At 38.8% G+C, this 13,161-nt stretch carries 16 protein-coding genes and 1 pseudogene; 3 read left to right on the top strand and 14 right to left on the bottom strand.

What is annotated here, in order from left to right; translation table 11 throughout:
* Positions 1 to 163 precede the first annotated feature (163 nt).
* Positions 164 to 388, bottom strand: a complete 225-nt coding sequence (locus FFM78_RS02520) for a hypothetical protein (RefSeq protein ID WP_137636862.1) — start codon at positions 386 to 388, stop codon at positions 164 to 166.
* 87 nt (positions 389 to 475) lie between these two features.
* Positions 476 to 844 (bottom strand): annotated as a pseudogene (locus FFM78_RS02515) (DnaB-like helicase C-terminal domain-containing protein); the annotation flags it as partial.
* A 29-nt stretch (positions 845 to 873) separates the two neighbouring features.
* Here FFM78_RS02515 and FFM78_RS02510 point away from each other — a divergent pair.
* On the top strand, positions 874 to 1,209 hold the full coding sequence (locus tag FFM78_RS02510) for a type II toxin-antitoxin system PemK/MazF family toxin (RefSeq protein ID WP_137636861.1): 336 nt from the start codon (positions 874 to 876) through the stop codon (positions 1,207 to 1,209).
* A gap of 112 nt (positions 1,210 to 1,321) precedes the next feature.
* On the opposite strand, the gene FFM78_RS02505 is transcribed toward FFM78_RS02510, so the two are convergent.
* The 7 genes from FFM78_RS02505 to FFM78_RS02475 all read right to left on the bottom strand — a co-directional run bounded on the left by FFM78_RS02505 (position 1,322) and on the right by FFM78_RS02475 (position 8,030).
* Complete coding sequence (locus FFM78_RS02505; protein WP_137636860.1) at positions 1,322 to 1,963, bottom strand: histidine phosphatase family protein; 642 nt, start codon at positions 1,961 to 1,963, stop codon at positions 1,322 to 1,324.
* A 149-nt stretch (positions 1,964 to 2,112) separates the two neighbouring features.
* Positions 2,113 to 3,015: an aldose 1-epimerase family protein gene (locus tag FFM78_RS02500; RefSeq protein WP_137636859.1), complete on the bottom strand. Its 903-nt coding sequence runs from the start codon at positions 3,013 to 3,015 to the stop codon at positions 2,113 to 2,115.
* Complete coding sequence (locus FFM78_RS02495) at positions 3,012 to 3,950, bottom strand: hexose kinase (protein ID WP_137636858.1); 939 nt, start codon at positions 3,948 to 3,950, stop codon at positions 3,012 to 3,014. Before FFM78_RS02495 ends, FFM78_RS02500 begins: the two co-directional genes overlap by 4 nt.
* Positions 3,951 to 4,041: 91 nt before the next feature.
* Entirely contained in the window at positions 4,042 to 5,028 is a 987-nt protein-coding gene (locus tag FFM78_RS02490; RefSeq protein ID WP_137636857.1) for a tagatose 1,6-diphosphate aldolase, read from the bottom strand.
* A gap of 30 nt (positions 5,029 to 5,058) precedes the next feature.
* Positions 5,059 to 5,871, bottom strand: coding sequence for an SDR family oxidoreductase (locus FFM78_RS02485; protein WP_137636856.1), 813 nt, complete (start codon positions 5,869 to 5,871; stop codon positions 5,059 to 5,061).
* A gap of 35 nt (positions 5,872 to 5,906) precedes the next feature.
* Positions 5,907 to 7,262, bottom strand: coding sequence for a PTS galactitol transporter subunit IIC (locus FFM78_RS02480; RefSeq protein WP_137636855.1), 1,356 nt, complete (start codon positions 7,260 to 7,262; stop codon positions 5,907 to 5,909).
* Positions 7,263 to 8,030, bottom strand: coding sequence for a DeoR/GlpR family DNA-binding transcription regulator (locus FFM78_RS02475; RefSeq protein WP_137636854.1), 768 nt, complete (start codon positions 8,028 to 8,030; stop codon positions 7,263 to 7,265).
* 197 nt (positions 8,031 to 8,227) lie between these two features.
* On the opposite strand from FFM78_RS02475, the gene FFM78_RS02470 reads away from it, so the two are divergent.
* Together FFM78_RS02470 and FFM78_RS02465 are read left to right on the top strand one after the other, a co-directional pair.
* Positions 8,228 to 8,698, top strand: a complete 471-nt coding sequence (locus tag FFM78_RS02470; RefSeq protein ID WP_137636853.1) for a PTS sugar transporter subunit IIA — start codon at positions 8,228 to 8,230, stop codon at positions 8,696 to 8,698.
* Positions 8,699 to 8,742: 44 nt separating this feature from the next.
* Entirely contained in the window at positions 8,743 to 9,033 is a 291-nt protein-coding gene (locus tag FFM78_RS02465; protein ID WP_137636852.1) for a PTS sugar transporter subunit IIB, read from the top strand.
* Positions 9,034 to 9,277: 244 nt separating this feature from the next.
* Here the strand turns inward: FFM78_RS02465 and FFM78_RS02460 are convergent, their stop codons facing one another.
* From FFM78_RS02460 to srlA, 5 genes are all read right to left on the bottom strand, one after another.
* Positions 9,278 to 10,036 (bottom strand): DeoR/GlpR family DNA-binding transcription regulator, encoded by a 759-nt coding sequence (locus tag FFM78_RS02460; protein WP_171001820.1) that lies wholly within the window; start codon positions 10,034 to 10,036, stop codon positions 9,278 to 9,280.
* Positions 10,037 to 10,454: 418 nt separating this feature from the next.
* On the bottom strand, positions 10,455 to 11,108 hold the full coding sequence (locus tag FFM78_RS02455) for an HAD family hydrolase (protein WP_137636850.1): 654 nt from the start codon (positions 11,106 to 11,108) through the stop codon (positions 10,455 to 10,457).
* Positions 11,109 to 11,120: 12 nt separating this feature from the next.
* Positions 11,121 to 11,525 carry a PTS glucitol/sorbitol transporter subunit IIA gene (locus tag FFM78_RS02450; protein ID WP_223876983.1) on the bottom strand — a complete coding sequence of 135 codons (405 nt, stop codon included), beginning with the start codon at positions 11,523 to 11,525 and terminating at the stop codon, positions 11,121 to 11,123.
* Positions 11,526 to 11,546: 21 nt separating this feature from the next.
* Positions 11,547 to 12,575, bottom strand: coding sequence for a PTS glucitol/sorbitol transporter subunit IIB (gene srlE / locus FFM78_RS02445; RefSeq protein WP_137636849.1), 1,029 nt, complete (start codon positions 12,573 to 12,575; stop codon positions 11,547 to 11,549).
* Positions 12,576 to 12,588: 13 nt separating this feature from the next.
* Positions 12,589 to 13,161, bottom strand: coding sequence for a PTS glucitol/sorbitol transporter subunit IIC (srlA, locus tag FFM78_RS02440; protein WP_137636848.1), 573 nt, complete (start codon positions 13,159 to 13,161; stop codon positions 12,589 to 12,591).

Genomic DNA, 13,161 nt, shown 5'->3' with positions numbered 1-13,161 from the left:
AATTCTTTGTCATCAATTTTATCACTGATATTCCAAACTAAATATTATTTAATTGATTAGTGCATGACTTGCCTAAACTAAGAAAAGTTATATTTTTAGATTTATTAAACCCCACTTTCTATCCCTGCCTGAGCAATTTTCACTTTTCATTCACCCCCCGTTCTTAAATCCTTTTTGCACCCAATAGCCGCAGGATACCCGGCGCGCTGGCCTGATTCTGACAAAGAAATTGTAGAAGCTGCAGAAACTCAGCTGCATCATTGGCGTAATATCGAAACTTTCCTAAGCAATAACTATTTTCGGTACCTTGTAGGAGCCGACCTAAAAAATCAAGCTGAACTAATTCATGTGGTAATGGGCCGAACAGTGGCCCATTGAATGCTGCCATTTAACTATCTCCTAAATTGATATATCACAATCAAGCAATTGCTCTAATTTACCACGCCACTTATGCGCTGCTAACACTACAACGCAATCATTGGTGCGCATATTGCGGATCAATAATGGCCACTGGTGTCTCCATGACTAACTGCGGCACAAAACGCATTTTGGCGGGAATGAAATTGAAGGCCAACTCAGTTAAACGGCCGGAACGGTTTTTCCGGAAAATCAGGTTTAAATGCCGCACGTTTTTGGATGCTTCATCATTACTTACAGGGTATAAAAAGCTGACGGCATTGGAATCCTGTTCAATGCTGCCAGATTCGCGCAAATCGGCTAGCTGCGGTGTACGATCAAGGCACTTCTCCAGCTCCCGGTTCAGCTGCGAAAATAAGATGATCGGAATATCTAGCTCGTTAGTCAGTAATTTGAGTTCGCGGGTGATGGTCTCGATCTCTTGGCGGCGATCATTGCGGGCGGCAAGGCGATCTCATTTGGCTAGACTTTGAACCCCATTCAGGTCATGAAACGGGTGGCCATGATCCCAAAACAAATAATATTCGGCGCCCTTATCTCGTTGTTAGCGCTACAGAATATAATCAAGCAACACCTTTGGTTCAGGTTATCCCGATCACCAGTACCATTCGAAAAAATGACTTGTTTCGCCAACAAATCATTGACCCCAAATTAGATGTAAAAGGAATGTTACTTTTTCAACAATTACATGGTTTCGACTTTCGAAGTCGCCATGGTGAGATTATTGGTGCAGCAAACCAGAAATTAGTGCAATTAACGTTAGCAGCAATCAAAGATATTTTTGATTTTTAACCGAACAATAACAGGTCCATTAAAAGAGGCAGGTCTATTCACTCACTGTGAACACACTTGCCTCTTTCAATGCTTCATTTAGTACTAAATTAAACACTTTTTCCCGTTAACACTAATAGTCAGCGGCTTTAGTCATAGCAGGTAAAAAGCTAGTATCATTCCAGCGTTCCAACACAAAATCAGTGTCTATCCCACCACGCATCACACTAATACTGTCATTACTGAGCTTGGGTTGGGTCATAATTTCACCAATACTTGCACCCAATGCCGAACGAATCATCAAGGTCAACATTGTCCCGTGGCCAACTACTAAAACGCGCTGCGTTGGAAATTTAGTCATCACCTGCTGCAAAAAATGTTGTCCCCGCGCGACTACTTCTGAAAAAGTTTCACCATGAAAACTACTAGGATCATAATTTTCTGGATCATTAAAGAAACGACTAACAGCAGGATCAAGTTTACCGTCGGCAATTAAGCGACCTTCCCAATCACCAAAGTTTAATTCCTGCAGTAGATCAACTATTTGTAGTTTTTTAGTCATATTGTTTGCCAATACCAATTGCGCCGTTTTTTGCGCGCGCTTTTGTGGGCTAACAAAAACTTGATTAAAATGAACCTGTTGCAGTACTTTGCCAGCGGCTTGCGCACCACTAATTCCGGCCGTGGTCAATGGTGTATCAATATGGGCACCATTGATTCGTCCTTCTTGATTAGTAATGGTTTGGCCATGGCGAATGAAAAAAAACTCGGTCATTATTTATCCCCCTCATATTTAGCAATTTCCCAATTAGAGAATGGTCGCGTTTACTGATTGATCATAATTTTGCTTGCAGCACTGCAAAGTTTTTTCAACCATATTTAGGCTGAAATCGACCCTGCATTATTTCCCAAACACAGCCTAGATTATTCAAAGGTAAGCTGATAACTAAACTGCTGATTTTTACCTGCAGCTAGTGTATTATTGCCTAACTTTTTGAAAATATCGCCTGGTTGGCCATATTCATCGGGTAATCCTGCAAATGGTTCGATACAGACGAATGGTGCATTTTTCTTCTCTGGGCTCCAAAGTGCAATGTAAGGAAAGTCCGCCAATGACAGCGTAACCCGCCGCTTCGTCGAAGTTGATTGTAATTTGATTTGTTGAATATCCTGGTTGGCCAATATGATCAGACCATCATCTAATAACTGATGGCTCAGATCGATCTCATTATTAGCAGTGGCCGCCGCAAACGGCACGACTTTACCGTCACGAAAAGGAACAGGGCCGATTTCAAATTGTTTTAATGGCGTGTTCGTATCAGTCTTAGTAACCATTAGTTGATATTGCGCAAGATCGTTTTCGACGTTAAACCCAGGATGAGACCCTAATGAAAATGATAATGGCTTATCATCATCGTTAGCGACAGTGAAGGTCTCTTGCAGCCCACTGCCACTCAAAGTATAACGAACTGAAAAACTGAATGCAAAAGGATATATTTTTTTCGTTTCGGTTGTTGCCGCAAATTTTAATACTGCGTAGTCGCTACCCTTTTCAACAACAGAAAAAACGTGATCACGAATGAAACCATGCTGTGACATCGGGTACGTTGCCCCATTAACTAAATACTGATCTTGATTTGAACGACCAATGAATGGAAAAAGGATCGGTGCGTGCCGTTTCCAATAACCGCGCTTGTTATCGTTCCATAAATAGTCAAAGGCATATTTCTTACTGTAAATACGTTGTAATTCAGCCCCTAAGGTTGAAATCGTTACGCTTAGATCATCATTTTCAATTTGTACCAAAGTCGCATCTTCTTCACTCATACCTGTGTCACCAGAACTTTCTTAAAGTATTCATCAAATTTATCTGAATCAATAAAGCCAGTTTGCCTTTCCATCGTATTCAACATTCCGGTCGTCATTGCCGTTTTTAAAATCACTTCATCGCTTTGATGCGAATCAATGGCCACTGCTAAACCCGCTAAGGTTGCGTCGCCAGAACCAACGGGATTGACCACGTTAATGGCTGGAATGCTGACCGAATAGAAAGTGGAACCATGTTTAACAAAAGCACCTGCCTTCCCTAAAGAAACACAAATCCATTCTACATCTTTTAGATCCGGTGTGGAAAGGGCTGCCTTTAATGATTCGGGATTATGAATATTTAGCTCAATGGGAATTAATTGCTGAAGTTCCTCTTCGTTTGGCTTGATTAAATCTGGTTTTTCCTGACTTAATAATGCCGTTTTTAGGGACTCACCAGATGTATCTAGTAACACTTTTTTTCCTTTTCCATGGGCCAATCGAACCATTAGGGCATAAAAATTTGGATTGACTCCGCTTGGCAAACTGCCTGAAATAGTCACTAATGAGGACTGCGCCAATAAATCATTATAGTGATTTAAGAAAGCATTCTTTTCTTCTTCACTAAGAACAGGGCCTGACTCCAGTATCTCTGTTTGATTGCCACCATCATGTAAAATCGCAATACATTCTCTAGATTCCTGATCAATTTTATAAAAATTATGCTCAATATGATCCTCAGATAATTTAGTTTCAATAAATTGTCCAAAGAAACCACCAATTATTCCTGTCGCCAGTATCTTGGTTCCTAATTGCTGAATAACTCGCGAAACATTTAAGCCCTTACCGCCCGCAGTTTTACTGACTTCTGTAGTCCGGTTAACATCATCTATTTTTAAATGGTTAAGTGGATAAGATACATCGATCGAAGGGTTCATTGTCACCGTTAATATCATTATTTTGGCCTCCAAAAAAAGTGCCATATATCCCACAATATCAACATTTTAAATCAGGTTGAATATGGCAATATTATGACACTCACGATTATTATTTGATTTTTTCTTTCCAAGAAGAAGCTGTTTTAGCAAGAACTTCATTTAAACGTTCAATGTTCTTCTTGCCCTCAGTCTTCATCCAATCACGACCAGCTTGTTCACCATCTTTGGCAAAAGGAACCACCCCAGGCTTCCAAGTCGCACGACCACATAGAACACCATTGAATGTAGAGCCAGCTTCCTTAGCAAAATTCAATTCCTTCAAAAATAATTCATTACTTACACCAGCACTGAGAAAGATAAATGGTAGCGCAGTTGCATCGCTTTGATCTTTATAGTATTTAAGTGCTTCTGCTCTAGTATAAAGTGGAATTACCCCTGTACTGGTATAGCCTTCTACAAATGCCATATTCACCGGAACTTCAACTTTAAGCACGGTTACATCATATTTAGGATCAGAGAATTCTTTGGTCAACTCAATGACTTTATGCGGCTTTACTTTTGCGTATTTTTCACTTTTGGCATCCTCAATATTGGCATCATAAGAAACTAATTCCAAGAAAAAGGGTAAATTATATTGTGCAGCTTCTGCTCCGACTCGCTCAACAAATGCCTGTTTACGATTATTGATTTCTTCGGCTTCGTCTGGATCATAATAAAGTAAAAATTTAACCGCATCGACACCTAATTCCTTTAGTCGGCGAACCGACCAATCTTCCAAAAGATCCGGAAAACGTCCCGGCTGTGTTGTATCATAGCCCGTCTTCTCGTATGACATTAACAGACCTGCATTCTTATGCCGCGCTTTAGCAGCTGGTAACCCGTACTCAGGATCCAAAAGAATAGCTGAAGCATAAGGCGTTAGCTCTTCCGAAATAGCGGTTTTGAACTTGATAATATCATAACCATTAGCCTTAGTATCTGGATTCCCGGCCGCCAGCATTTTTTTAAGTGATCCGCGCTGATCGATTGCTAACGCATCAATAATGCCATCCTTTGTTGATAAAGCTTCTAAATGATTGTATTTTTCTTTATTCATATTTCCTTAGACTCCCTTAAGTTTTAGTAATTAGCCACGTGATTTCCCGCCAGAAACATTGACTGTTTGCCCAGTCATGTACCCTGCACGATCGGACAAGAAATAAGCAACTAAATTTGCAATTTCGGCTAATTTACCACTGCGACCTAACGGGATCGTTGAAGTATTAGCATAACCCGCACGTAATTGTTCAACGGTTTTATGCCGCGAATAGGCTAGGCCCTCTTCATATGATAAAGTTCTTAATCCGGTTGCTTCTAAAACACCTGGAGCGACACCAATACAACGCACATTATACTGACCTAATTCTTTAGCCCACGCTCTAGTAAAGCCATTGATTGCCCCTTTAGTTCCTGAATAAATGCTGGCACCTTGCGAACCTTCTAATCCTGATTCAGATGACATGTTTACGATCGTGCCATGTTTCTTTTCGACTAACACTTTAGCAACTGCAGAAGACATTAGAAACACACTCTTCACGTTAACAGTAAACATCTTGTCATAATTTTCTTCACTGATAACATACTTACCAGTAGGGTCAACCGGATCAACCAAAATACGAGGGATGTTGATTCCAGCATTGTTAACTAAGCCATCAATTGTGCCAAAATGCGCTTTAGCTTTAGCGACAACATTTGCAACATCCGTTTTATTAGTGACATCCGTTTTCACAAAAAGATAATTATCATTTTGACGTTCGTCATCATTCAAATCAGCGTTAACAACTTTTGCGCCATCAGCTAATAATTCATCAACAATTGCTTTACCGATACCCGAAGAGCCACCAGTTACAATATAAACTTTACCTGCAATTTCTAACCAATTTGTTTTTTCTACTGACATAAAATTACACCCCTTATAGCGCTTACAATTTTTTACTATTTTTTAGATTCTTCAGTATCTTCGACATATAATCTGTTCCGCTTGTAGGCAACATAGGTATAAGCAAACGCACCTACAAAAAGAATCAAGATAACGAAGAAACCGATCGTCATTTTCATTGAGATACCCTTAGTTAATAAATAAGTGATCGGACTACCTGCTTGATCCAACGATGAAACTTTCTTACCAGCCTTTAACAAGCCAGTTGCACGACCAAGTTTATCTTGAATCGTCCACATTTGATTTGAGATCCAAATTGTAATGAACATGATAACTGATCCAGAAATCAATACTCGAAAAATATTTCCCTTATGAACAGCCGTGGCAATCGCGATAAAGAAGCCAATAGTTGCTAAATCACCAAACGGTAAAATTTTATTACCTGGCACAATCATTGCCACCAACAAAGTAATTGGAACAAATAACAAACCAGCAGCAATAACATCAGAATTACCTAAAAGTAAGGCTGGATCCATCCCAATGGTAAAATCACTATTTTTAAACCTTTTATCCATGATTTTCTTAGCCGACTGTGAGATCGGAATGAGCCCTTCCATAATAAACTTAACAACAACTGGCATTAAGACCATTACTGCGGCCATTTGAATGGCTAATTGTAGTGATTTGGCAACACCAAATTTAGCTAACAAACCAATGATGAAGCCTAAAAATGCACCAATAATCGAGGGCTGTCCCAAAACACCAAAACGCTTTTCAATAACATCTGCAGTGATATTAATTTTATTAATACCAGGGATCTTTTCGATGAGATCATCAATTGGTTTGGCGAAAATACCCATATAGGCTGAAGTCCCATGCGGGATAGAGATCCCCTCAAGTCCAAAGAAACCATCCGTAACCGGCTTAAAGATGTCACCTAGTTTATAAGCGATCGCGGCATGAACACAAATACCAACAATTCCCCAAACATAACTGCCAGTTGCAATTTGAACGATCGCACCAGTAAAGGCCATGTGCCAAATATTCCAAATGTCAACGTTTACAACTTTAGTCATACGTGTTACTAACATCACCACATTAACTAAAATAGCAATCGGAATCGCAATCAATCCCATATTAGAAGCCCACGCCATTGGCGAAGTACCAGGCCACCCAATATCAATGACACTCAATCCCATGTGAAAGTTACTGGCCATTGCTTCGGCCGCCTTACCCAAATTATTAGTCAATAGTGAAATAACCAAATTAATCCCAGTAAAACCAATACCAATTGAAATACCTGAGCGCAGCGACTTACCAATGCCATTACCGAATAAAAGTCCTACAATAAAAATAACAATTGGGATCATAACTGGAGCACCGAGATTGACAATATATTGTATAACTTGCATCTAACTCACCTCATTTTTTGTTTGTATTAACGCTGTCCTACTACATAAATCTGTAATTATTTGTTTATCAGCAACATCACTGATCAATAAATCAATATTCTCAATAGCTATCATTCGTTGTGGTAATACCGTTCCAAATTTCGTATGATCTACACCTACTGCAATTGTCTGGCAATGTTTGATTGCTTCTCTTGATAGATCAGATTCATTCATATTATGATTGGATAGGCCGAATCTTGTATCGATGCCGCTCCCACTGAAGAATCCAATATTAATACTGAAAGCTTTCAAGTTGTTCTGTGCTTCTTTGCCAAAAAAGGACCCTTCATTTTTCCTAGCTAGTCCACCTAAAACAAATAGCTGAATATTTTCAGATTTATATAGTTCGTTAATAATAGGCAATGAATTGGTAATTACAGTTAGGTGCTTAAATTGCTTAATTTTTTTGGCAACTGCTAAGCAAGTTGAACCAAAATCTAAGTACACCGTGTCTCCTTCCTTTAAATATTCACAAAATGCGGCAGCAATTTTTTCTTTTTGTTTGCTTTGAATACGTAATCGTCTTTCATATGAAGTTTCATTTGTGGGTATATTCAATGTTGCCCCACCCCGAATCAAACGTATCAATTTACGTTGTTCTAAGCTGCTTAGATCCCGCCGAATAGTCTCTCTAGTAACATCCATTTTTTCCGCTAATAATGAAATTTTTACAGAACGTTGTTCTTTCATAATTTCAATAATTGCTATTTTTCTTGCTGTCGCATCCATCCTGATTCACCACCCATACTAGCGCTTGCTACATTCATACAATAACACAAAAAAATCGTTTTGCAATATAATTGTCTAATATTTTTTGCATTTATCGTTTAAACGCTTATTTATCTTAGTTTAAATGTTGCATTAATAAGCTGATTAGGTTAATATTGATTTGTCAGTAAATTAAGTTTTTTGGGAGATGTATAACGATGACACTTATTCATCACGATTTAATTTTTCAAAACAAATCTTTTCAAAATAATGAAAGCGCATTATCTTTTTTGGCAGATCAATTAGCCAATCATAATTTCGTTAAGGATAGCTTTAAAGACGCCGTTTTAGCACGTGAAAAAATCTATCCAACTGGACTTCCTACTGGTGACATTGAGATTGCTATTCCCCACGCTGATTCAGAACATGTTAATACCTCAACACTAGGTGTCATGACGCTGGCTTCTCCAGTTGAGTTCCATAATATGGGCGATCCCACTACGACCTTAAAAGTTTCCATCATAATTATGTTGGCAATTGCAGAGCCCCATGGCCAAGTCACAATGTTGCAAAAATTAATGAGTATCGTCCAGGATCAGCACCATCTCAACAAAATGCTCACTTATACGAGCAAGGCCGATCTATATGCGGATCTAACGGATACTTTTAAGGATGTTGTTTTAAATTAGATCAATCGTTAATTACACAGTCACTTTTAGAGAGGATAATTATTATGAAAAAAATTTTAGTCGCTTGTGGATCAGGAATTGCTACATCAACAGTTGCACGGACGTCATTAGAAGATGATTTAAAAGATCGTGGTATCAATTTAAAAGAATTATCTTTTACCCAGACTTCCATTCCCCAGATTCCTTCCATTGCATCTGAATACGATTTGATTATTACAACCGCAAAATATACTGAAGATGTTGGTGTTCCCGTTATTAATGGGCTCCCATTTTTAACAAATATTGGTGAAGATGCAGTTATTGATAAAGTGATCAAAGCACTTGATTTAGAATGAACTTTTAGGTTAGCTATATAGATTTATTTATGTACGTGATATAACTTTTAAAAACATTATTTCCATTTGCCAGGGCCATAAATATTTGACCTGCTATTTGGAAACTTTTTTAGTATTTAATTATTAAGACTATCGAGCCTATAAAAAAAGCTTATCCTCAATATTTCGTCAAGGATAAGCTTAATTAGAATCATTATTTTTAGATCAACAACTGCCTACGTTCCATAAGCAGCCACTATTTTTCTTACTCAGTTAGTACCAGGCGTGTTTTGTTCTTCAGCTGCTCAAGTACTTTATCATCCGCTACAAAGTCCGTAATGAGCAAATCAATGTTTTCAATCAAAATTATTCGTTGCGGTAGTACAGTGCCAAATTTAGTATGGTCGATGCCAACGACAACAGTCTGACAATGCTTAATAACTTCCCGTGATAAGTCCGATTCACCCATACTGTGGTTAGACAAACCAAAATTTACATCAATTCCACTACCACTAAAAAAACCAACGTTAATGTTGAATGAGCTTAAATTATTCTGCGCCTCTTTGCCAAAAAAAGAGCCTTCATTTCGTTTGACCATTCCACCAAGAACAAACAACTGAATGTTTTTAGACTTGTAGAGCTCATTAATGATAGGCAGGGAATTGGTAATGACTGTCAAATGTTTAAATTGCTTGATTTTTTTGGCAACCGCTAAGCAAGTTGAGCCAAAATCCAAATAGATCGTATCCCCTTCCTCTATGTAATTACAAAATGTGGCCGCAATTTCTTCTTTTTGTTTGCTCTGAACACGTAATCTTTTCTCGTACGAGGTTTCATTTTTAGGAATATTCAGTATTGCCCCACCACGTACAAGCCTAACCATTTTACGTTCTTCTAAAAGATTTAGATCTCTTCGAATAGTCTCACGCGTAACATTCATTTTATCTGCTAATAATGAAATTTTAACGGAATGTTCTACTTTCATAATCTCAATAATCGCCATCTGTCTTGCAGTTGCATCCATAATAATCACCGCTTCCATTATCGTTTGTTATATATCTACCTTAGCATACAAACGTTTTCATGTTACGTCCATAACACGCTTTAGCCGAGTGTGTAGCCTAGGGGGATAATCGACTTTACCAATTTCCGACTATGTTTCATTTTTAATAATGACAACTCGAAATAATAATAGCACACTTCATTTAAGGCCTCTAAATAATTTTAGCGAACATCTAGCCCAACCAAATTTTTCTATAGGAAAAGACCTACTAAATAAAATTCTATTTAGTAGATCTCTTCACCTAAACTATTCAATTTGCCTACATTGAGTTCTATTCCGTCAACGAACTAATTATTGACTCGCCAGAATAAATTCTGGTTTTATTACTAGAACGGCCAACGACCACAGCCTCAACTATTATATCGGTCCCAGTCAAGTATTATTCCCGTGGTAACAATAATTCTTGTATCTGTTGCATTTTAGTGACTAACCGCACATCAGCTACTTTACGCTGCGCATAGTAGCGCGGATCATTATAACCAATCACTTGTGCACCAGCTGCCAGACCAGCCTTGATACCATTCATTGAATCTTCCACCACAATGCTGTTTTCAGGCATAACATTTAATTGCTGCATGGCCATTTGAAAAATATCTGGTGCCGGCTTCGGATGTGCTAACGTATAACCTGAAATAACTGTCGCAAAACAATCCGTAATACCAAAATTATCTAATGTTCGTTGAATATCAGCGATTGGTGACGATGAGGCTAACGCTAATTTGTAACCGGCGTGATTCAGTGATTTCACCAACTCAACACTACCCGTAATTGGGTGCTGTGCAGATTGGGCAATCAAGGCTTGATACTTAGCAAAATAATCATCCAACAATTCCTGCCAAGTCACTGGTAAATTTAATTCGCGTTGAATCTGCTGCCAGATAGCTTGGAAGGACATCCCCATAAACTTGTAATGGTAAGTTTCAGGTTGATCGATGCCATACTTATGCAAAACCTGTTGTTTAGCCTCAATGATCTGGGGCTCTGAATCTAAAATAACCCCATCCATATCGAAAATAACTGCCTGTATATTCATATTAAAACCTCGTCAATTTACTTGTTTAATGTAAATTTTACTACCAACTTGAATATCTGGATAGGGCCGATCCGCAACATATAATGTTCCTGGTAGTTCAGCATTTACGGCACCAGTAAAGCTAATGGCAATATGACCTAAATTATTTAAATTGGTCTGTACTTCATTACCTACCGCAGTGATCGGATAACACTCATCGTCGATTTGCAAAAGCATTTGCGCAGTGATCTGCGTTTGAACTGGCTTTACCTTAATAATATAGCAGGATGAGCGTAAGGCATCCGGAGCCTCATCACCAAATAATATCGCCATTTTTATTTCACTAAAGTCCCTTGCTTCCTGACCAATTTCTTGAACCGTTGTTGCAAATACAATTTTCTGATTAATATCTTGAACCATATCAAATTCACCCCGCATAATCAATTTCTCTTATGACGCTTATTTGCCCGCGTAAAGGCCAAAGCTTGCTAGCCAAGCAACAAAAACCCGTGGAACCCCGTTAATGAACCTAGAATACAGCACCGATGGCACCCCAACCTCAACCGTTTTAGACTCAGCTTCTTCAAGTCCTAAGCCAACTGGAATAAAGTCACAAGCATTTTGCGTATTAATCGCAAATAATGCTGGTAAGGCATATTGTGGTGAAATATTGCCTTTGCCAATTTCAACCCCAATTAAAGTCCCAATAATTTGACCGATAACCGCTCCAGGTCCTAGTAATGGTGAGAGGAATGGTAACGAACAGATAAAGCCAATGACCATTAACCCCCAAACATTACCGGCCAATGGGGACATTACTTTGGCAAAAACCTTACCGATACCAGAGCCTTGAATAATACCAATTAGTAAAGCAACAAAGGCCATAAACGGAATAATTGTGTTAATAACTGTTTGTACAGAATCCTTGGCTGCCTGGTTGAAGGTAGCAACGACCTTGCCGGCACCGATACCGATCTTAGCGATAAAGCTTGTGTGATTTAGCTGTTGTGTGATCGTTTTGCTACTATCATATTTTGCTTCAGTCGCTTGAGTGGCCTCATCCTCTTCGGCTGTCTTAGCCGCATTTTCTTCAAGTCCTTGTGCAGCTTCAGTTGCGCCAATAGCACTAACTTGGTTCTCACCAACTGCCGAAACATATAATTCAGGTGTAATGTACTTAGCTAAGGGGCCACTTTTACCAGTTGGCAAAACATTAGCAGTTAAAATACCTTTTTTAGGATAAATTCCACAACGTAGGGTGCCTCCACAATCAATGATTGCTAAAGCGGTTTCATTATCTGGAATAGAAGTTTTAAAACCATCGACCGCCTTCATCCCAGTTAATTTTTCAATTTTGTCAACTACTGCTGGACGATTGCCACCCGTCACGTAAATAAATTTATGCTTTTGTTCTGTTGGCGTAATGATCAATGGGCCGCCCCAACCGCCAGAACCTTTTTCAATCCGAATACTATTCCAAGTCGTCATTATTATCCCTCCATTACGCTGCCGCTTCGTCAGCGTTAGTCGTTAATTTAATTTCTTTAGATAATTCAACACCGCTAGTCTTGCAAACATAAGCCGTTGTATAGTCAGTTACCCAACCACCAATAAAGTTCATAACAATACCGACTAACATGTAGCGAATCGCCAGATCCATACTATTTAAGCCTAATTTCTGAACTCCTTGCGCAATTCCTAACCAAATAAATAATTCACCAGGATTGATATGCGGGAAAACCCCATTACTGGTATGACAGAATTGTGCTTGCGCCGCATAATAACTCGGCTTATAAAATTCAGGTAAAAAGCGCGCCATGGTAAAGGCCATCGGATTACCAAGCATAAAAGCCGACAGAAATGGTAAAATCAGGTATCTGGTCACCACATTACGTGACGAGGCCCGCGCCAACTTATTCATACGTTCTTCACCTAAAAAGGCAATGATCGTATTCATTAAAACCAATAATAACAGCACAACTGGTACGATTGATGACATCCAACCAATAAAGGTTTTACCACCAGTTTGGAAGAGCCCCATGAATCCTGAGGCAAAATCAGTAATATACTTCAT

Origin of the sequence: Loigolactobacillus binensis (assembly GCF_005405165.1) — a bacterium.
GTDB classification, from domain to species: domain Bacteria; phylum Bacillota; class Bacilli; order Lactobacillales; family Lactobacillaceae; genus Loigolactobacillus; species Loigolactobacillus binensis.
This window is presented reverse-complemented; position numbering and strand designations above follow the sequence as displayed.